A 17,327-nucleotide genomic window follows, 5' to 3' on the forward strand; every position below is an offset into this window, starting at 1 on the left:
CGACAGTCGTCGTTGGGGCTTTTTTCTGTACAAAAAAATCCCCGATCATTGTTTGACAGGGGAATTTAAAACATTTTTCCTGTTAGATCGCGGTTTTTAGAGGTCCACATGAGCGAAATTACGGTGCGCATGGCGCGCCGCTAGGCCGGTTGCCACCAGATAGCCGAGGAGGGCCAATAGCAATCCGGGAAGCTGCTTGGTCTGTTCGGCACCGAAAGTCGTGAGCCAGTGATAACCAGGAAAATGAGGTAAGGCCTCGGCGCCGCCAGCTACGAGCAGGAGCCCTGGCAAACATTTGAGAAAGGCTTGACCGACCTTGGCTGGTTGTCGAAAGTAGGCGGGCAGAAAGGTGAAATTAAAAACGCCAAATATTAGGAAACCCACGGTAAACAAAGTGACATTGGCGCTCAAGCCGACGGGATTTCCGGCCAGGGGCAAAGCCTGTCGTAATTGGGCGAATGGTAGCGTCAGTAGCAGGCTTGCCAGCTGTGCGGTGATCGTGACGAGAAATTTACTTGTGACCAGCGCTTGCCGCGGAATCGGTAGGAGTGCCGTATAGTAAAGATCGTTGGTTTCGCGGTTGTAGGTAAAGGAAATGAAGATACCTAGGCAGGAAAAGAGCCAGATCATGACCAGCGGATAAGCGGGGACCAACGCTAAGGGACCCATGCAAGTGAACACAAATAGGTTCGGGTGGGCGGCCAGGCACCATTCTTTTTTCAATAGGTCAATGCGCATTGTCGGGCACCTCGAGGGCGACAATCATGTCGTCTAAAGTTTGGGTTGTTGTAGAGCTGTGGACGGCGCTGAAGTGCGCCAGTGTGTCTGTAGCGATGATCTGACCCTGACGCAAAACAATCAATTCATCGGCGCAGCGCTCCAAGTCATCGGACAAGTGGGTCGCCAGCAAGATACTGATCCCGGAATCGGCTAGCTGGCGCAAAATTGTTTGCAACTGACGTCGGGCAACCACATCTAGACCGCTGGTTGGCTCGTCGAGAATCAACAATTGTGCCTGGTGAGCCAGCGCTAGCGCCAACTGATATTTAACTTTCATTCCTGTTGAAAGTTCTTTGACTCGTTGCTGTTCATTTAAATTGAACTGCCGGCACAAGGTCAGATAGCAATCTTGGTCCCAGTTAGGAAAGAACTGCCGTGTGATCTTGGTTAGACTGACAAGGCGCTTCTCCCGATAATAATCGGTCGTGCCTAGTACCACACCAATTTGCAGTAGGCTTTCTCGCTGGTGATCACTGAATGGTCGCTCAAAGAAGCGAATCTGCCCCTGATCAATCGGGCAAATTCCTAAGAGCGATTTGATCAAAGTCGATTTGCCAGCGCCGTTGGGACCGATCAGACCATAGATTTTACCTGGATCAAGGCGCAATCGAGTCACGTTAAGTTGAAAAGTGGGATATTTCTTGACCAGGTTGGTCACGGTCAGGCTAGACATTGTCGTCACCCGCTGGGAACAAGTGGTGAAAAGCTGGTCCGGTTTGTGCCAGAAATTGGTCCACGGCGACCAAGGCCAGTCCGGCGGTACCTGGATTAGAATCGCCTAAGAGCATCAACTGCGTTCCAGGTGTCAGGCCTAAGGTGGTGCAAGCCGTCGCTGGCAATGTAACTTGATGTTGATCATCCAACGTGACCACACCGAAAATATGTTTTCCCGGCGGTCCAATCGGAACACCGGTGTTCTCTTCATCGTAGGTCACTAGGGCATTGAGATCGACGCCAAATAGATTCGCTAGTGCTAAGCAACGATTGATGTCTGGCAAACTGGCGCCGCTTTCCCACTTTGCGAAAGCTTGGCGGGAGACGTTGAGCCGCTCGGCGACAAACTCTTGCGACCATTGTTTGCGTTGACGTAGGCTCCGAATGTTCGCTGCGATAAATTGATTTGCTGTCATTTTGATTCCTCCAATAACTCGATTATACTCAGCAAGTTTCGCGAGGACAGCATTTTAAGGTAACTGATTTCGCAACGACTGGTTGCCCCGGATATTGTTTTGCGGATATGACCGGATCTTGCAGGGTGGTTTGACCCGAAATCAATTTAACGAAGTGGCCAGAAGCCCTGCCATAGCAGCACCCAGCGTTGGCTTAGCGCAAAGAGTTGCGGGGTGATCAAGGTGGCCACGAACAAATAAGGCAGAAAGGGAATCTGTCGATCTGAGGTTTGCTCGCGCCAAGGATAGTAGGTCAAAATCAGCAGATTGGCGATGAAGAGCGCGCCCAGGCCAAAGACACTCCCGCGATAGAAGAAGATCAGCCCGAGCCAAAAGACATCAGCGCTGCCTAAGCCCTGCGTCAGTCGGGCAATTAGGGCAAATCCTCCTGTCAAGGCCAAGGCGGCGAGCCAGTGCGGTTGGCCGGCGGGGAAGGGGGCCAATAGGAGGGCGCCACCACAAATAAGCAAGGTGCGTTGATAAACATAATGATTGGTCCAATCGGCTAACGCACAGATAAATAAGCCGGCCAAGGCGATGAAGTCAGCCAGTTGATAATCTCCGGCATTGGTGAACAGCCAACATGCGCTCAGTCCACCTAGCCATTCGCGCAAGGTTGAAGCTAGGGGGATCGGTTGCTGACAGTGGCGACAGCGACCGTGGTGTTGCCCGTAACTGATGATCGGGATCAAGTCGGCCCAGGTCAGCGGCCATAAACAAGTCGCGCAGTGTGAAGGGGTGAAGACCACGTCGGCTGCCGGTCCCCGCTCAACAACTAATTGACCGAAGGAGCCCAAACTAGCCCCCAGAAAGAAAATCAAAATCAATCGTATTGTATTTCCAAGCCAAATAATCACCAAATAAATCCGCCTCCATGATTTCACCGTGTCCGCTATCTGTGTTAAAATAAGATACGCCAAAGATCCGGAATTTCGTTTATTTTGCGGCGATCCTTTCTGGAAATTTGGGTGGAAGTCGCGAACTGCCTGATTTTAGTGAATAATTGGGGGCCAGCGCTGAATAATCGTCGAAAAAGTACCGAATTGGTTTGACAGCGCTGGCGCTTCGTGATAATGTATTAAAGGTGCTTTCTGGATATTGTTCGATACTTCGGTGTCCGTGCTGCTCTATTCGAAGCTATCAAATGTTCAGGCCTTTATTTTTTACAAAAAAATGAACCGCCTGGATGTGTGTACTTAAATTTGAAATAAAACTGAGGAGGATCCTTGATGCCAACTATTAATCAATTGGTACGTAAAGGCCGTAAATCAAAAGTTTCAATGTCAGATTCACCTGCTTTGAACTTTGGTTACAACAGTAAGAAAAAGTCATTAACTTCAAATCCTGCACCTCAAAAACGTGGTGTAGCTACTCGTGTAGGGACAATGACTCCTAAGAAACCTAACTCCGCTTTGCGGAAGTATGCCCGTGTTCGTTTATCTAACTTGATCGAAGTTACCGCCTATATTCCTGGTATCGGTCATAACTTGCAAGAGCATAGTGTCGTCTTGATCCGTGGCGGTCGTGTAAAAGACCTTCCTGGTGTTCGTTATCACATCGTTCGTGGTGCTTTAGATACTGCGGGTGTAACTGACCGGAAACAAAGCCGCTCTAAGTACGGTGCTAAGCGCCCTAAGAAATAGCATTTTAATCTGACCAATAACCATTACTAGGAGGTTTACTCAATGCCAAGAAAAGGTAATGTGGCAAAACGCGACGTCTTGCCAGACCCAATCTATAATTCAAAACTCGTTTCCCGCTTGATCAACCATTTGATGCTTGACGGCAAACGTGGTACCGCATCAACGATTTTATATGATGCTTTTGACATCATCAAAGAAAAGACAAGCAAAGATCCACTTGAAGTATTCGAAGAAGCCATGAAGAACGTTATGCCAGTTCTTGAAGTTAAAGCTCGCCGTATCGGTGGTTCTAACTATCAGGTGCCAATCGAAGTTCGTCCAGAACGTCGGACGACTTTAGGCTTACGTTGGATCGTTAGTTATGCCCGTTTGCGTAACGAACATACCATGGACGAACGTTTAGCTAACGAGATCATGGACGCTGCTAACAACACTGGTGCTTCCGTTAAGAAACGCGAAGATACCCATAAGATGGCAGACGCTAACCGTGCTTTCGCTCACTATCGTTGGTAAGATTCTGATTGAGCAGCTCCGGCAAATCGCACGAGCGGCTCAATTTTATCTAGATTACTTTTTGAGAGGAGAAACTTTGAATGGCTAATAAACGTGAATTCCCTTTGGAAAAAACACGTAATATCGGGATCATGGCTCATATCGATGCCGGTAAAACAACGACCACTGAACGGATCCTGTACTACACAGGTAAAATCCACAAAATTGGCGAAACCCATGAAGGGGCTTCACAAATGGACTGGATGGCACAGGAACAAGAGCGTGGGATCACGATTACTTCCGCTGCGACAACCGCGCAATGGAAAGACTATCGAATCAACATCATCGATACTCCAGGACACGTGGACTTCACTATCGAAGTTGAACGTTCATTGCGGGTACTTGATGGTGCCATCACGGTTTTGGATGCTCAATCTGGGGTTGAACCACAAACTGAAAACGTTTGGCGGCAAGCAACCACTTATGGCGTTCCACGTTTAGTTTTCGTTAACAAGATGGACAAGATCGGCGCAGACTTTGACTATTCTGTTTCGACTTTACATGACCGTCTACAAGCAAATGCCCACGCTGTTCAAATGCCGATCGGCGCCGAAGACCAGTTCGAAGGCGTGATCGACTTGATCGACATGGTCGCTGACTTATATGACGAAGATGCTTTGGGTACGAAGTGGGATACGGTTGCCGTACCTGACGAATACAAAGCTGAAGCTGAGAAACGGCGGAACGAATTGATCGAAGCCGTTGCTGACGTTGATGACGACATCATGGAGAAATATCTCGACGGTGAAGAAATCACTAGCGACGAATTGCGTCATGCTATTCGCGAAGCAACGATCAGCTTGAAATTCTACCCTGTTTTAGCTGGTTCTGCTTTCAAGAACAAAGGCGTCCAAATGTTGATGGATGCAGTCGTTGACTACTTACCATCACCTTTGGAAGTTCGGCCTTATAAATCAGTTGATCCCGCTACTGGCGAAGAGATTGACTTATTGGCTGATGATGACGCACCGTTCGCTGGTTTGGCCTTCAAGATCGCAACTGACCCATTCGTTGGTCGTTTGACTTTCTTCCGGGTTTACACCGGGACCTTGATTGCAGGTTCATACATCTTGAACGCAACGAAAGACACGCGTGAACGTGTTGGTCGTTTGCTGCAAATGCACGCGAACCACCGTCAAGAAATCCCTGAAGTCTTCTCTGGTGATATTGGCGCGGCGATCGGTTTGAAGAACACCACCACTGGTGATTCTTTGACTGACCTCAAGCGGCCTTTGATTTTGGAATCAATGGAAATTCCTGAACCAGTTATTCAGGTTTCGATTGAACCAAACTCTAAAGAAGACCGGGACAAGATGGATCTTGCTTTGCAAAAACTTGCTGAAGAAGATCCAACCTTCCGTGCGGAAACCAACCCTGAAACTGGCGAAACGCTGATCTCTGGGATGGGCGAATTGCATTTGGACATCATTGTTGACCGGATGCGTCGTGAATTCAAGGTTGAAGCTAAAGTCGGCGAACCACAAGTTGCCTACCGTGAGACCTTCACGAAACAAACCTCTGCTCAAGGTAAGTTTGTTCGTCAGTCTGGTGGTAAAGGTCAATATGGTGACGTTTGGATCGAATTTACTCCGAATGAAGAGGGTAAAGGCTTCGAGTTCGAAAACGCCATCGTTGGTGGGGTCGTTCCTCGTGAATACATTCCTTCAGTAGAACAAGGCTTGAAAGAATCAATGGCTAATGGCGTCTTAGCTGGTTATCCATTGATCGACGTTAAGGCTAAGCTCTATGATGGTTCTTATCACGAAGTCGATTCATCTGAAGCGGCCTTCAAGGTTGCGGCTTCAATGTCATTGCGGGCGGCTTCTAAGACAGCCGGCGCCGTGATCCTTGAACCGATCATGAAGGTTGAAGTTGTGGCGCCTGAGGATTACTTAGGCGATGTTATGGGCCAGATCACTGCACGTCGTGGTCGTGTCGATGGCATGGAAGCGCGTGGTAACGCCCAAGTCGTTAATGCCTCTGTTCCATTGGCAGAAATGTTTGGTTATGCGACTACCTTGCGTTCAGCAACTCAGGGTCGTGGTACCTTCACAATGGTCTTTGATCATTACGAAGCGGTACCGAAATCGATCCAAGAAGAAATCATCAAGAAAAATGGTGGCAACTAATTAGTTGTCCCGCGCTTGCTTGATTGCATACGAAACACTCACGCTTTTTCGGGCGTGAGTGTTTTTTGTTTGTTCGCGCATTATTGGATTGGTAACAACGATCTTGGTCGCAATTAAGTCCTGATTTCGATTGCCAATGATATTTATATGGAAGAAACAATTTAGGTCTAGAATTTTTGGCGTTGAAAGATGATTGCGCACCAGGAGTTCTAGCCCTTTTCCGGATGACAAAATTTTTTTACTGGGTCAGCAACCGATTGGAAATCGATGAAGCCGCTTCCTGCTGATCGCTGCAAAAAAACTTGAATAATTTAGAGAAAAACCTTGAAATCGCAAGGCTTTTCCAGTAATATAGATAAAGTGCTCAGTTCCAGGGGTGTAGTACGCCCTAGGGGTGCTGCGCAACAAACAACGGCGTTGAAGTGAGAGGTTGCGACACACCCGGCCGCATTGCCACGACGGTTATGTTGGTAATTCCCACGGAGCTTGTCCATTAATGTGACGAAAAGGAGGTAAATTTCCATGGCAAAACAAAAAATTCGGATTCGGTTGAAGGCCTACGAACATCGTATCTTAGACCAATCAGCTGAAAAGATTGTTGAAACGGCAAAACGTACTGGTGCTGCAATTAGCGGGCCAATCCCATTGCCAACAGAGCGTAGCCTTTATACGGTGATCCGTTCACCACATAAGTACAAGGACTCACGTGAACAATTCGAGATCCGGACGCACAAACGTTTGATCGATATCGTTAACCCAACTGCCAAAACAGTTGATGCGTTGATGAAACTCGACTTACCAAGTGGTGTCGATATCGAAATCAAATTATAATAGACCAAAGAAAATGGAGGTGTAGTCATGGCTAGAAAAGGAATCTTAGGGAAAAAGGTTGGAATGACCCAGATCTTTACGGAAAATGGCGAATTGATCCCTGTTACTGTGATCGAAGCAAGCGCGAACGTTGTTTTGCAAATCAAGACAACTGAAACAGACGGTTACGAAGCAGTTCAATTAGGCTATCAAGACGTTCGTGAAGTTCTGTCTAACAAACCAGCTAAAGGTCATGCTGCTAAGGCAAAAACGGCTCCTAAGCGCTTCATTCGCGAAATTCGTGATGTTGAGCTAGGAGATTACGAAGTCGGCTCTGAAGTTAAAGTCGATGTGTTCAACGAAGGTGACGTTGTTGACGTTACTGGTATCACGAAGGGTCATGGTTACCAAGGTAACATCAAGCGCTTCGGCCAATCACGCGGACCTGAAACTCACGGTTCTCGTTATCACCGGATCCCTGGTTCAATGGGCTCGATCATCAACCGTGTCTTCAAAGGCAAGATGTTGCCAGGACGCATGGGTAATGACAAGGTCACGATCCAGAACTTAATGATCGCGCGCGTTGATCCTGAACGGAATGTTTTGTTGATCAAGGGTAATGTCCCTGGTGCTAAGCATTCATTCGTTACAGTTAAATCCGCAATCAAATTAACAAAGTAGAAATTGAGAAAGGAGGATTTTCGTAATGGCAAATGTCACACTTTATAAACAAGATGGAACTGAGAATGGTACCGTTGCTTTAAACGATGCGATTTTCGGGATCGAACCTAACAACAGCGTCGTCTTCGACGCTGTCGTCATGCAACGTGCTTCTTTACGTCAAGGAACACACGCTGTCAAGAACCGTTCTGCGGTCCGTGGCGGTGGTCGTAAACCTTGGCGGCAAAAGGGTACTGGTCGTGCTCGTCAAGGCTCGATTCGTTCTCCACAATGGCGTGGTGGTGGGATCGTCTTCGGACCTACACCTCGTTCATATGCTTATAAATTACCTAGAAAAGTACGGCGTTTAGCAATCAAATCAGTTCTTTCGCAAAAGGTTCTCGATGGTGATTTGATTGTTGTGGACGGATTGAACTTCGACCAACCAAAGACAAAAGCATTCGCTGATGTTTTAGCAGGGTTGAATGTTGCGACAAAGGCATTAGTTGTTCTGGAAGCTGACAATGATTTTGCAGCTTTATCAGCACGCAACTTGCCAAACGTCACAGTTGTGGAAGCTGACGGCATCAACGTGTTAGATATCGTCAACAACCAGAAACTGATCTTAACACAAGCCGCTCTTGCTAAAATCGAGGAGGTGCTTGGTTAATGGCCGCACATGATATTATTATTCGTCCAATCGTGACGGAACAATCCATGAACATCATGGAAGATAAGAAATACACGTTTGAAGTTGCTGTCAACGCGAACAAAATCGCAGTTCGTCATGCAATCGAAGAAATCTTTGGCGTTAGCGTCAAAGAAGTCAACATTTTGAACGTTCGTGGTAAAAAGAAACGTTATGGCCGTTATGAGGGTTACACAAAGAAACGTCGGAAAGCAATCGTTACTTTGACACCTGATTCTGATGAAATCAAGATTTTTGAAGATTAGTCATAACTAGAATAATACAGGAGGAAAACTAATGGCGATTGTTAAATACAAACCAACCAGCAATGGTCGGCGCAATATGACCGCATCAGATTTTGCTGAGATCACCAAGTCAAAGCCTGAGAAGACTTTACTGGAATCCCAATCAAAAACTGCCGGTCGTAATGCTCATGGTCATATTACGGTTCGTCACCGTGGCGGCGGTCACAAACAAAAGTACCGTGTCATTGATTTTAAACGTACCAAAGATGATGTTAAAGCAGTTGTAAAGGCGATCGAATACGATCCCAACCGGACTGCGAACATTGCTTTATTACACTACGAAGATGGGGTCAAGTCATACATTATCGCGCCTAAGGGTTTGGTCGTTGGCCAAATCGTCCAATCTGGCGATAACGCTGATATCAAGGTTGGTAATGCACTTGAATTGGCGAACATCCCTGTTGGTACTTTGGTTCATAATATTGAATTGAAACCAGGCAAGGGCGGCCAATTGGCTCGTTCAGCCGGCGCTTCAGCTCAGATCTTAGGTCATGAAGCTAAGTACACCTTGATTCGCTTGACTTCAGGCGAAGTACGGATGGTACTTTCAGCTGGCCGTGCCACAGTCGGTGAAGTCGGTAATGAACAACATGAATTGATCAAGATTGGTAAGGCTGGCCGTAAACGCTGGTTAGGCTTCCGTCCAACAGTTCGTGGTTCAGTTATGAACCCTAACGATCACCCTCATGGTGGTGGTGAAGGTAAAGCACCGATCGGACGTCCGTCGCCACTCTCACCATGGGGCAAGAAGACAATGGGTAAGAAGACCCGTAATTCTAAGGCTCGTTCTGAGAAGCTCATCATTCGGCACCGTAAGGGCAAATAGTCATAACTAAACACGATCGAAGGAGGTAACATAATGGGTCGCAGCTTGAAAAAAGGACCTTTTGCTGACGAGCATCTTCTGAAGAAGATCGCCGCTCAAGCAGATAGTGAGAAGAAACAAGTCATTAAAACTTGGTCACGTCGTTCTACGATTTTCCCTAGTTTTGTTGGGTACACGATTGCAGTTTATGATGGTAGAAAGCATGTCCCAGTCTTCGTCCAAGAAGATATGGTTGGCCATAAGTTAGGCGAATTCGTACCAACAAGAACATTCCGCGGTCATGGCGGCAATGATAAGAAAACGGCGGCACGCTAGGAAGGAGAGATTTAGTCGATGGCAGATCAAGATCAAATCACATCAGCACGGGCAGAAGCAAAAACTGTTCGTATCGCGCCTCGTAAAGCTCGCCTTGTAGTCGATTTAATTCGTGGCAAAGGTGCTGCTGAGGCATTAGCGATTTTACAATTTACACAACGTGGTGCTTCACCAGTTGTTGCTAAAGTTTTAAAATCAGCTATTGCGAACGCTGAACATAATTATGATTTAGATGCACAGAACCTGTACGTCAGTGAAGCTTACGTTAACGAGGGTCCAACCTTGAAGCGTTTCCGTCCACGGGCGAAAGGTTCAGCATCACCAATCAATAAACGGACAAGCCACATCACTGTGGTTGTCAAAGAACGAGAAGAATAGGAGGGAAAAACGTGGGTCAAAAAGTAAATCCGATTGGATTCCGTGTTGGCGTCATTCGTGACTGGGATGCAAAATGGTATGCTGATAAAGAATACGCTGCTTACTTGCACGAAGACTTGCACATCCGTAAATACATTGAAAAAAATCTTGCTGATGCCTCGGTTTCCCAAGTGGAAATCGAACGTTCTGCTAAGCGTGTGAATGTTTCGATTCATACTGCTAAACCAGGTATGGTCATTGGTAAAGGTGGCGCGGAAGTTGAAAACTTACGCAAAGCTTTGAACGCATTGACTGGCAAACAAGTCCACATCAACATTGTTGAAATCAAGCAACCAGATTTGGATGCAAAGTTAGTTGCCGAATCAATCGCTGCTCAATTGGAAGCACGTGTGGCTTTCCGTCGGGCACAACGTCAAGCAACTCAACGGACGATCCGTGCTGGCGCTAAAGGTATCAAGACTCAGATCTCTGGTCGTTTGAACGGGGCAGATATGTCACGGGTCGAATGGCATACAGAAGGCACCGTGCCTTTGCATACGTTACGCGCTGATATCGATTATTCATGGCAAGAAGCAACTACAACTTATGGTCAATTAGGTGTTAAAACCTGGATCTACCGTGGCGAAATCTTACCAGGACAAAAAGTTGTCCGTGATGCCGATACAGGCAATGACAATAAGAAACGCAACAACAATAACCGTCGTGGTCGTCGTGACCAACGCGGTGATAAGAGAGCTGCGAAAGGAGGAAAATAATCAATGTTAGTACCTAAGCGTGTTAAACATCGCCGCGAGTTCCGTGGTAAGATGCGCGGTGCCGCTAAAGGCGGCAAAGAGCTTAACTTTGGCGAATATGGCTTGCGTGCTGTGGAATCACATTGGATTACCAACCGCCAGATCGAAGCTGCTCGTATTGCGATGACCCGTTACATGAAACGTGGCGGCCGTGTTTGGATCCGTATTTTCCCACATAAATCATACACCGCTAAAGGCGTTGGTGTCCGGATGGGTTCTGGGAAAGGTGCACCAGCAGGTTGGGTAGCACCCGTTAAGCGCGAGAAGATCTTGTTCGAGATCGGCGGCGTTCCAGAAGAAGTTGCGCGTGAAGCACTTCGTTTGGCATCACATAAGTTGCCGATCAAGACTAAGTTTGTTAAGCGCGAGGAAGTAGGTGGCGAAGCTAATGAAGGCTAGTGAAATTAAAGGGTTAACCACTGCTGAAATGCTTGATAAAGAAAAGCAATATAAAGAAGAATTGTTCAACTTGCGCTTCCAACAGGCCACTGGTCAATTGGAAAACACCGCTCGCTTGAGCCAAGTGCGGAAGAATATCGCACGGATCAAGACAGTTCTTCGTCAGCAAGAACTTGAGAAATAATCGGAAGGGAGATTTAAAACTTGAGCGAAGAAAATCGTAATAATCGTAAGGTTTACCAGGGTCGCGTTGTTTCCGATAAAATGGAAAAGACAATCACCGTCGTGGTTGAAACTTATCATACCCACCCAACTTATGGGAAACGTGTTAAGTATTCGAAGAAATTTTATGTACATGACGAAAACAACGAAGCAAAAGTTGGCGACATTGTTCGGATCATGGAAACTCGTCCGTTGTCTCGTTCAAAGCGCTTCCGTTTATTAGAAGTTGTTGAGAAGGCAGTTATTATCTAAAGCGCGTCAAGAATGACGAGAGGAGGAAATTATAGTGATTCAACAAGAAACTCGGCTTAAAGTTGCTGATAATTCAGGTGCTCGTGAAATCTTGACGATCAAAGTTCTTGGTGGTTCAAACCGCAAGACGGCTAACATCGGTGATGTCATCGTTGCTACAGTCAAACAGGCAACACCAGGTGGCGTTGTCAAAAAAGGTGACGTGGTCAAGGCAGTTATCGTTCGTACCCGTTCAGGCGCACGCCGCCCAGATGGTTCGTACATTCGTTTCGACGAAAATGCCGCTGTGATCATTAACCCAGATAAGAGCCCTCGTGGTACTCGTATCTTCGGACCGGTCGCTCGTGAACTTCGTGATAACGACTTTATGAAGATTATCTCGTTAGCACCGGAAGTATTATAGTCGTAATTGAGAATTGTTCATGAGGAGGTGCACATCAAACGATGCACGTAAAAACTGGTGATAAAGTTAAAGTTATTAGCGGTAAAGACAAAGGCAAAGAAGGCAACGTCCTTAAAGTCCTCACTAAGCAAAACCGCGTGATTGTCGAAGGCGTCAACATTGTCAAGAAGCATGCGAAACCATCTAACACAGATCCCCAAGGTGGCGTTAAAGAAATCGCAGCTGCGATCGATGTTTCTAACGTGATGCTGATCGACCCTTCAACGAAAGAACCAACTCGGGTTGGCTATCAAGTCGTTGATGGTAAGAAGGTTCGGATCTCTAAGAAATCCGGCAATCAAATCGACAAGTAAACGAGAAGGGAGGATACAACTTAATGTCAAATCGCTTAAAAGAACGCTACGTTAAAGAGATCACACCAGCAATGGTTGAGAAATTTAACTACAGCTCTGTCATGCAAGTACCAAAGATCGAAAAAATCGTTCTGAACATGGGTGTTGGTGATGCAGTAACCAACTCTAAAAACCTAGATAACGCTGTTGAAGAATTAACTTTGATCTCTGGTCAAAAACCACTGATCACCAAAGCTAAGAAATCAATCGCCGGCTTCCGTTTACGTGAAGGGATGTCCATTGGGGCAAAAGTTACGTTGCGGGGCGAACGGATGTATGATTTCTTAGATAAATTGATTAACGTTTCTTTACCTCGTGTCCGTGACTTCCATGGTGTTAGCACTCGTTCATTTGATGGACGCGGTAACTACACATTGGGTGTCAAGGAACAATTGATTTTCCCGGAAATCGAATTCGATAAAGTTGCGCGGGTTCGTGGGTTAGACATCGTCATCGTCACTACCGCAAATACTGACGAAGAAGCACGCGAATTGTTGACCCAAGTTGGTATGCCATTTGCTAAATAAAGGAGGTCACACATTTGGCTAAGAAGTCATTAGTAGTCAAGAATCACCGTCCTGCTAAGTTCTCAACACAGGAATACACACGTTGCGAACGTTGCGGACGTCCACATTCTGTATATCGCAAATTTAAGCTTTGCCGTGTTTGCCTTCGCGAATTAGCTCATGAAGGTCAAATCCCTGGCATGAAAAAAGCAAGCTGGTAATCCTAAAACGACAGGAAAGGGAGGTAAATTAATCAATGGTCATGACTGATCCAATTGCAGACTATCTAACACGTATTCGTAACGCCAACATGGTACGTCACGAATCTTTAGAAGTTCCTGCCTCGAAAATTAAGAAAGACATGTCTGAGATTCTGAAGCGCGAAGGTTTCATCCGCGATTATGAAGTGGTCGAAGACGGCAAACAAGGGATGATCAAAATCACCCTTAAATACGGTCAAAATCACCAACGTGTCATTTCTGGTTTGAAGCGTATCTCTAAACCAGGCTTGCGTAGTTACGTGAAGGCTGACGATGTTCCTAAGGTTCTTAATGGCTTAGGCATCGCAATCATTTCAACATCAGAGGGCGTTATCACTGATAAAGAAGCCCGTGCCAAAAACGTTGGCGGCGAAGTTTTAGCTTACGTTTGGTAATTCTCAAAAGTTAGGAGGTGTTTCATTAAATGAGTCGTATTGGCTATAAAGTAGTCGAATTGCCTGCAGGCGTTACGGTTACAAAAAACGGCGATCAAGTCACAGTTAAGGGCCCTAAAGGCGAATTAACTCGGACATTTGATCCAGCAATCACTTTGAAAGAAGACGGCAACATCGTTTCTTTCAACCGTCCTAATGATAACTATAAAGCACTTCATGGGACGACACGTGCTAACTTCAACAACATGGTCATCGGGGTCACCGAAGGCTATGTCAAGAAAATGCAATTGGTCGGGGTCGGCTATCGTGCACAGTTAAAGGGTAAGACCTTAAGCTTAAGCGTTGGTTTGTCTCATACAGTTGAATTTGAAGCACCAGAGGGTATCACAATTGAAGTTCCGTCAAACACGGAAATCAATATCAGTGGTATCAGCAAGCAACAAGTTGGCCAGTTGGCAGCTGAGATCCGCGCGATCCGGCCACCAGAACCTTACAAAGGCAAAGGTATTCGTTATGTTGATGAATATGTTCGTCGTAAGGAAGGTAAGACTGGTAAGTAGTTTTTAAAAAATTTATGAGGTGAACATTGTGATTTCGAAACCAGACAAAAATAAGACACGGCAAAAACGCCACACGCGTGTCCGTGGCAAAATCTCTGGTACTGCAGAGCGCCCACGCTTGAACATTTTCCGTTCTAACAAAAACATCTACGCTCAATTAATTGATGACGTAGCGGGTGTGACGCTTGCAAGTGCCTCAACTCAAGATAAAGAATTGACTGCAACAGGAACCAAAGTTGAACAAGCGCAACAAGTTGGCGAGTTGATCGCAAAACGTGCCGAAGATAAGGGCATTAAGGCCGTTGTCTTTGACCGTGGTGGTTATCTCTATCATGGCCGTGTTCAAGCATTAGCTGAAGCAGCCCGTGAAAATGGACTGCAATTCTAAGGAAGGAGAAAACCACACATATGACTTTTATTGATCCAACTCACCTAGAATTAGAAGATCGCGTTGTTGCGATCAACCGTGTCACTAAAGTTGTCAAAGGTGGTCGTCGTTTGCGCTTTGCCGCAATCGTGATCGTTGGCGACAAGGCTGGACACGTTGGCTTTGGTACTGGTAAAGCTCAAGAAGTTCCAGAAGCAATCCGCAAGGCCGGTGAAGATGCTAAGAAGAACTTGGTCGAAGTTCCAATCGTTGGAACAACGATTCCTCACGAAGTAATTGGTCATTTCGGTTCAGGTCGCGTTTTGTTGAAGCCTGCCGTTGAAGGTTCTGGGGTTTCTGCTGGTGGTGCCGTTCGTGCTTTGATGGAACTTGGTGGCGTTCTTGATGTCACTTCGAAGACATTGGGTACAAACACACCAATCAACGTGATCCGCGCAACGATGGATGGCTTGAAACAACTACAAACTGCTGAGCAAGTTGCTAGTCTTCGTGGTGTTTCTGTTCAAGACTTACAAAACTAGGAGGGCTTTGTTGATGGCTAAGATTAAAATCACGCTCGTCCACAGCGCTGCACATCGCCTACCTGCTCAACGCAAAATCGTTAAAGAGTTAGGCTTAGGTCGGATCAGCAGTTCTGTGATCAAACCTGATAACGCTGCAATCCGCGGTGCTATCTTTAAGATCTCTCATTTAGTTGAGATCGAAGAAGTTCAAGACTAATCATAATTTTCAAACAAGGAGGTGCTAGACTTCATGGAATTGCATGAATTAAAAGCTAGTGAAGGTTCCCGTCGCAATCGTAAACGTGTTGGCCGTGGTACTTCGTCAGGTCAAGGTAAAACTTCCGGACGTGGCCAAAAAGGTCAATTGGCGCGTTCAGGCGGTAAGACACGGATCGGTTTCGAAGGTGGCCAAATGCCATTGTTCCGGAGAATGCCAAAACGTGGCTTCAAGAACATCAACCGTAAAGAATATGCCATCATCAACCTGAATGACTTGGAAGGTTTTGATGAAGGGACAGAAGTTACGACTGAAGTATTGATCCAATCCGGCGTGATCAAGAAAGAACTTGCCGGCGTTAAGTTGTTAGCGACTGGCGAATTGACTAAGAAACTTTCAGTTAAAGTTGCTAAGTGCTCAGCTGCTGCTAAAGAAGCTGTTGAAGCTGCTGGTGGTTCGATCGAGGTGCTCTAATGCTAACGACATTGCGGAATGCATTCAAAGTCAAGGAAATCCGTAAGAAGATTTTCTTCACGCTGTTCATTTTGTTGATCTATCGTCTTGGCTCTCAGATCACTGTACCTGGGGTTGATGCATCTGCGCTGTCGAAAATAAGTGCTGGCGGTTTGATTCCATTGTTTGATACCGTTAGTGGTGGTGGGTTGTCTAACTACTCACTATTTTCGATGGGTGTCTCACCATTCATTACCGCGCAAATCGTCATTCAATTGTTGCAAATGGATATTGTTCCGAAGTTTGTGGAATGGAGCAAACAAGGTGAAGTTGGGCGGCGCAAGCTGAATCAAGCGACGCGCTACCTGACGATTGTCTTGGCCTTCGTTCAGTCAATCGGGATCACCGCCGGATTTAACTACTTAAGTAATTACGGCTTGATCAAGGATTCGACACCGCAAACATTCGTCATTCTGGGCATCATTCTAACTGGTGGGACAATGTTACTGACTTGGTTAGGGGAACAGATTACGGATAAAGGGATCGGCAATGGCGTCTCCATGATTATTTTTGCGGGGATCATTGCTCGGTTGCCTCAAGGAATCTATTCATTGATTGAAGAGAACATTATCAATAATATTGATGCGAGTGCCGCTGAATTGTGGCAAGGCATTGGTATTCTGGTCTTGTTACTTGTTGTTATTCTGTTCATCGTTTTCTGGGTGACTTATGTCCAACAAGCTAATCGTAAGGTTCCGATTCAATACACGCGTCGTGCGACTGGCGGCGGTAGTGAAAGCTACTTGCCATTGAAAGTTAACGTTTCAGGCGTGATTCCTGTTATTTTCGCCAGTTCCTTCATCATTACTCCTTCGACGATCTTGATGATTTTCCAAGCGAATCATGGGGATGAAGGCTGGTATCAAGTACTCAGCAACATTTTCAGCATGCAGACAACTGTCGGCGCGTTGATTTATACCGTTTTGATCGTCTTATTCACGTTCTTCTATGCCTTTGTCCAGGTCAACCCGGAGAAGCTGGCGGAAAACTTGCAAAAGCAAGGCGCCTATATTCCTAGTGTTTGGCCAGGTAAGGAAACAGAGAAGTACTTCTCAGGCTTATTGATGCGTTTATCCACAGTCGGCTCGATTTTCTTGGGTCTGATCGCGTTGTTACCACAATTAGCGACGAACATCTGGGGCTTGCCACAATCCATTGGGTTGGGCGGAACTAGTTTGTTGATCGTTGTTGGGGTCGCACTGGAAACTTCCCGTCAATTAGATGGCTTGATGATGAAACGTCAATATGTTGGATTTATTCGGTAACTG

The 17,327-nt window shown here is 46.3% G+C and carries 29 protein-coding genes; 25 read left to right on the forward strand and 4 right to left on the reverse strand.

Annotated features, from left to right (window positions below; translation table 11 throughout):
- Positions 1-96: 96 nt before the first annotated feature.
- The 4 genes from EKM94_RS07920 to EKM94_RS07935 form a co-directional block, all read right to left on the reverse strand.
- Positions 97-738, reverse strand: a complete 642-nt coding sequence (locus EKM94_RS07920; protein ID WP_125600089.1) for an ABC-2 transporter permease — start codon at positions 736-738, stop codon at positions 97-99.
- The gene (locus tag EKM94_RS07925) at positions 728-1,453 is read right to left on the reverse strand and encodes an ABC transporter ATP-binding protein (protein ID WP_125600091.1); all 726 of its coding nucleotides are present in this window, start codon (positions 1,451-1,453) and stop codon (positions 728-730) included. The genes EKM94_RS07920 and EKM94_RS07925 overlap by 11 nt, the downstream gene beginning before the upstream one ends.
- A complete protein-coding gene (locus EKM94_RS07930; RefSeq protein WP_125600095.1) occupies positions 1,446-1,910 on the reverse strand; it encodes a helix-turn-helix domain-containing protein in 465 nt (154 codons plus the stop codon). Before EKM94_RS07930 ends, EKM94_RS07925 begins: the two co-directional genes overlap by 8 nt.
- A 146-nt stretch (positions 1,911-2,056) precedes the next feature.
- Positions 2,057-2,806: a prepilin peptidase gene (locus EKM94_RS07935; RefSeq protein WP_225422188.1), complete on the reverse strand. Its 750-nt coding sequence runs from the start codon at positions 2,804-2,806 to the stop codon at positions 2,057-2,059.
- Between the two features lie 372 nt (positions 2,807-3,178).
- Here EKM94_RS07935 and rpsL point away from each other — a divergent pair, with 372 nt between their 5' ends.
- From rpsL to secY, 25 genes are all read left to right on the forward strand, one after another.
- Positions 3,179-3,592: a 30S ribosomal protein S12 gene (gene rpsL / locus EKM94_RS07940; RefSeq protein ID WP_125600101.1), complete on the forward strand. Its 414-nt coding sequence runs from the start codon at positions 3,179-3,181 to the stop codon at positions 3,590-3,592.
- Between the two features lie 42 nt (positions 3,593-3,634).
- Positions 3,635-4,105 carry a 30S ribosomal protein S7 gene (rpsG, locus tag EKM94_RS07945; protein ID WP_125600103.1) on the forward strand — a complete coding sequence of 157 codons (471 nt, stop codon included), beginning with the start codon at positions 3,635-3,637 and terminating at the stop codon, positions 4,103-4,105.
- Between the two features lie 80 nt (positions 4,106-4,185).
- Positions 4,186-6,273, forward strand: a complete 2,088-nt coding sequence (fusA, locus tag EKM94_RS07950; RefSeq protein ID WP_125600106.1) for an elongation factor G — start codon at positions 4,186-4,188, stop codon at positions 6,271-6,273.
- A 522-nt stretch (positions 6,274-6,795) separates the two neighbouring features.
- The gene (gene rpsJ / locus EKM94_RS07955) at positions 6,796-7,104 is read left to right on the forward strand and encodes a 30S ribosomal protein S10 (protein ID WP_125600109.1); all 309 of its coding nucleotides are present in this window, start codon (positions 6,796-6,798) and stop codon (positions 7,102-7,104) included.
- Between the two features lie 27 nt (positions 7,105-7,131).
- Positions 7,132-7,764 (forward strand): 50S ribosomal protein L3, encoded by a 633-nt coding sequence (gene rplC / locus EKM94_RS07960; protein WP_125600112.1) that lies wholly within the window; start codon positions 7,132-7,134, stop codon positions 7,762-7,764.
- A gap of 25 nt (positions 7,765-7,789) precedes the next feature.
- A complete protein-coding gene (gene rplD / locus EKM94_RS07965; RefSeq protein WP_125600113.1) occupies positions 7,790-8,413 on the forward strand; it encodes a 50S ribosomal protein L4 in 624 nt (207 codons plus the stop codon).
- Entirely contained in the window at positions 8,413-8,697 is a 285-nt protein-coding gene (gene rplW / locus EKM94_RS07970; RefSeq protein WP_125600116.1) for a 50S ribosomal protein L23, read from the forward strand. Before rplD ends, rplW begins: the two co-directional genes overlap by 1 nt.
- Before the next feature lie 31 nt (positions 8,698-8,728).
- Positions 8,729-9,562: a 50S ribosomal protein L2 gene (gene rplB / locus EKM94_RS07975; RefSeq protein ID WP_125600119.1), complete on the forward strand. Its 834-nt coding sequence runs from the start codon at positions 8,729-8,731 to the stop codon at positions 9,560-9,562.
- Positions 9,563-9,595: 33 nt separating this feature from the next.
- Complete coding sequence (gene rpsS, locus EKM94_RS07980; RefSeq protein ID WP_125600122.1) at positions 9,596-9,877, forward strand: 30S ribosomal protein S19; 282 nt, start codon at positions 9,596-9,598, stop codon at positions 9,875-9,877.
- Positions 9,878-9,895: 18 nt separating this feature from the next.
- Positions 9,896-10,255: a 50S ribosomal protein L22 gene (gene rplV / locus EKM94_RS07985; protein WP_125600125.1), complete on the forward strand. Its 360-nt coding sequence runs from the start codon at positions 9,896-9,898 to the stop codon at positions 10,253-10,255.
- A gap of 11 nt (positions 10,256-10,266) precedes the next feature.
- Positions 10,267-11,010 (forward strand): 30S ribosomal protein S3, encoded by a 744-nt coding sequence (gene rpsC / locus EKM94_RS07990; protein ID WP_125600128.1) that lies wholly within the window; start codon positions 10,267-10,269, stop codon positions 11,008-11,010.
- A gap of 3 nt (positions 11,011-11,013) precedes the next feature.
- Positions 11,014-11,448 (forward strand): 50S ribosomal protein L16, encoded by a 435-nt coding sequence (rplP, locus tag EKM94_RS07995; protein WP_125600131.1) that lies wholly within the window; start codon positions 11,014-11,016, stop codon positions 11,446-11,448.
- Positions 11,438-11,632, forward strand: coding sequence for a 50S ribosomal protein L29 (gene rpmC / locus EKM94_RS08000; protein WP_125600134.1), 195 nt, complete (start codon positions 11,438-11,440; stop codon positions 11,630-11,632). Before rplP ends, rpmC begins: the two co-directional genes overlap by 11 nt.
- A gap of 20 nt (positions 11,633-11,652) precedes the next feature.
- Positions 11,653-11,922 (forward strand): 30S ribosomal protein S17, encoded by a 270-nt coding sequence (rpsQ, locus tag EKM94_RS08005; RefSeq protein ID WP_125600137.1) that lies wholly within the window; start codon positions 11,653-11,655, stop codon positions 11,920-11,922.
- Positions 11,923-11,956: 34 nt separating this feature from the next.
- Positions 11,957-12,325 (forward strand): 50S ribosomal protein L14, encoded by a 369-nt coding sequence (gene rplN, locus EKM94_RS08010; protein WP_125600141.1) that lies wholly within the window; start codon positions 11,957-11,959, stop codon positions 12,323-12,325.
- A 41-nt stretch (positions 12,326-12,366) separates the two neighbouring features.
- Complete coding sequence (rplX, locus tag EKM94_RS08015; protein ID WP_125600144.1) at positions 12,367-12,678, forward strand: 50S ribosomal protein L24; 312 nt, start codon at positions 12,367-12,369, stop codon at positions 12,676-12,678.
- 23 nt (positions 12,679-12,701) lie between these two features.
- Positions 12,702-13,244, forward strand: a complete 543-nt coding sequence (gene rplE, locus EKM94_RS08020) for a 50S ribosomal protein L5 (protein ID WP_125600147.1) — start codon at positions 12,702-12,704, stop codon at positions 13,242-13,244.
- A 14-nt stretch (positions 13,245-13,258) separates the two neighbouring features.
- A complete protein-coding gene (locus tag EKM94_RS08025; RefSeq protein ID WP_125600150.1) occupies positions 13,259-13,444 on the forward strand; it encodes a type Z 30S ribosomal protein S14 in 186 nt (61 codons plus the stop codon).
- 35 nt (positions 13,445-13,479) lie between these two features.
- Positions 13,480-13,878, forward strand: a complete 399-nt coding sequence (gene rpsH, locus EKM94_RS08030) for a 30S ribosomal protein S8 (RefSeq protein ID WP_125600153.1) — start codon at positions 13,480-13,482, stop codon at positions 13,876-13,878.
- 29 nt (positions 13,879-13,907) lie between these two features.
- Positions 13,908-14,438, forward strand: a complete 531-nt coding sequence (gene rplF, locus EKM94_RS08035; RefSeq protein ID WP_125600156.1) for a 50S ribosomal protein L6 — start codon at positions 13,908-13,910, stop codon at positions 14,436-14,438.
- A gap of 19 nt (positions 14,439-14,457) precedes the next feature.
- Positions 14,458-14,826 (forward strand): 50S ribosomal protein L18, encoded by a 369-nt coding sequence (gene rplR / locus EKM94_RS08040; protein ID WP_309297201.1) that lies wholly within the window; start codon positions 14,458-14,460, stop codon positions 14,824-14,826.
- Positions 14,827-14,846: 20 nt separating this feature from the next.
- The gene (rpsE, locus tag EKM94_RS08045; protein ID WP_125600162.1) at positions 14,847-15,347 is read left to right on the forward strand and encodes a 30S ribosomal protein S5; all 501 of its coding nucleotides are present in this window, start codon (positions 14,847-14,849) and stop codon (positions 15,345-15,347) included.
- Positions 15,348-15,360: 13 nt separating this feature from the next.
- A complete protein-coding gene (gene rpmD / locus EKM94_RS08050) occupies positions 15,361-15,546 on the forward strand; it encodes a 50S ribosomal protein L30 (protein ID WP_125600165.1) in 186 nt (61 codons plus the stop codon).
- A gap of 33 nt (positions 15,547-15,579) precedes the next feature.
- Positions 15,580-16,020, forward strand: a complete 441-nt coding sequence (rplO, locus tag EKM94_RS08055; RefSeq protein WP_125600167.1) for a 50S ribosomal protein L15 — start codon at positions 15,580-15,582, stop codon at positions 16,018-16,020.
- A complete protein-coding gene (gene secY, locus EKM94_RS08060; protein ID WP_125600170.1) occupies positions 16,020-17,324 on the forward strand; it encodes a preprotein translocase subunit SecY in 1,305 nt (434 codons plus the stop codon). The genes rplO and secY overlap by 1 nt, the downstream gene beginning before the upstream one ends.
- Positions 17,325-17,327: the final 3 nt, after the last annotated feature.

The sequence above is a fragment of the Lapidilactobacillus achengensis genome (assembly GCF_003946655.1).
GTDB lineage: Bacteria > Bacillota > Bacilli > Lactobacillales > Lactobacillaceae > Lapidilactobacillus > Lapidilactobacillus achengensis.

Bases quoted from the DNA above. Each gene is read 5' to 3' on its own strand.
- rpsS (WP_125600122.1), top strand. From the start codon at position 9,596: ATGGGTCGCAGCTTGAAAAAAGGACCTTTTGCTGACGAGCATCTTCTG.
- EKM94_RS07920 (WP_125600089.1), bottom strand. From the start codon at position 738: ATGCGCATTGACCTATTGAAAAAAGAATGGTGCCTGGCCGCCCACCCG.
- rplP (WP_125600131.1), top strand. From the start codon at position 11,014: ATGTTAGTACCTAAGCGTGTTAAACATCGCCGCGAGTTCCGTGGTAAG.
- fusA (WP_125600106.1), top strand. From the start codon at position 4,186: ATGGCTAATAAACGTGAATTCCCTTTGGAAAAAACACGTAATATCGGG.
- rpsG (WP_125600103.1), top strand. From the start codon at position 3,635: ATGCCAAGAAAAGGTAATGTGGCAAAACGCGACGTCTTGCCAGACCCA.
- rplV (WP_125600125.1), top strand. From the start codon at position 9,896: ATGGCAGATCAAGATCAAATCACATCAGCACGGGCAGAAGCAAAAACT.
- rplX (WP_125600144.1), top strand. From the start codon at position 12,367: ATGCACGTAAAAACTGGTGATAAAGTTAAAGTTATTAGCGGTAAAGAC.
- rplW (WP_125600116.1), top strand. From the start codon at position 8,413: ATGGCCGCACATGATATTATTATTCGTCCAATCGTGACGGAACAATCC.
- EKM94_RS07925 (WP_125600091.1), bottom strand. From the start codon at position 1,453: ATGTCTAGCCTGACCGTGACCAACCTGGTCAAGAAATATCCCACTTTT.
- rpsJ (WP_125600109.1), top strand. From the start codon at position 6,796: ATGGCAAAACAAAAAATTCGGATTCGGTTGAAGGCCTACGAACATCGT.
- rplD (WP_125600113.1), top strand. From the start codon at position 7,790: ATGGCAAATGTCACACTTTATAAACAAGATGGAACTGAGAATGGTACC.
- EKM94_RS07930 (WP_125600095.1), bottom strand. From the start codon at position 1,910: ATGACAGCAAATCAATTTATCGCAGCGAACATTCGGAGCCTACGTCAA.
- rpmC (WP_125600134.1), top strand. From the start codon at position 11,438: ATGAAGGCTAGTGAAATTAAAGGGTTAACCACTGCTGAAATGCTTGAT.
- rplO (WP_125600167.1), top strand. From the start codon at position 15,580: ATGGAATTGCATGAATTAAAAGCTAGTGAAGGTTCCCGTCGCAATCGT.
- rpsL (WP_125600101.1), top strand. From the start codon at position 3,179: ATGCCAACTATTAATCAATTGGTACGTAAAGGCCGTAAATCAAAAGTT.
- rplB (WP_125600119.1), top strand. From the start codon at position 8,729: ATGGCGATTGTTAAATACAAACCAACCAGCAATGGTCGGCGCAATATG.
- rpmD (WP_125600165.1), top strand. From the start codon at position 15,361: ATGGCTAAGATTAAAATCACGCTCGTCCACAGCGCTGCACATCGCCTA.
- secY (WP_125600170.1), top strand. From the start codon at position 16,020: ATGCTAACGACATTGCGGAATGCATTCAAAGTCAAGGAAATCCGTAAG.
- rplC (WP_125600112.1), top strand. From the start codon at position 7,132: ATGGCTAGAAAAGGAATCTTAGGGAAAAAGGTTGGAATGACCCAGATC.
- rpsE (WP_125600162.1), top strand. From the start codon at position 14,847: ATGACTTTTATTGATCCAACTCACCTAGAATTAGAAGATCGCGTTGTT.
- rplF (WP_125600156.1), top strand. From the start codon at position 13,908: ATGAGTCGTATTGGCTATAAAGTAGTCGAATTGCCTGCAGGCGTTACG.
- rpsH (WP_125600153.1), top strand. From the start codon at position 13,480: ATGGTCATGACTGATCCAATTGCAGACTATCTAACACGTATTCGTAAC.
- rplE (WP_125600147.1), top strand. From the start codon at position 12,702: ATGTCAAATCGCTTAAAAGAACGCTACGTTAAAGAGATCACACCAGCA.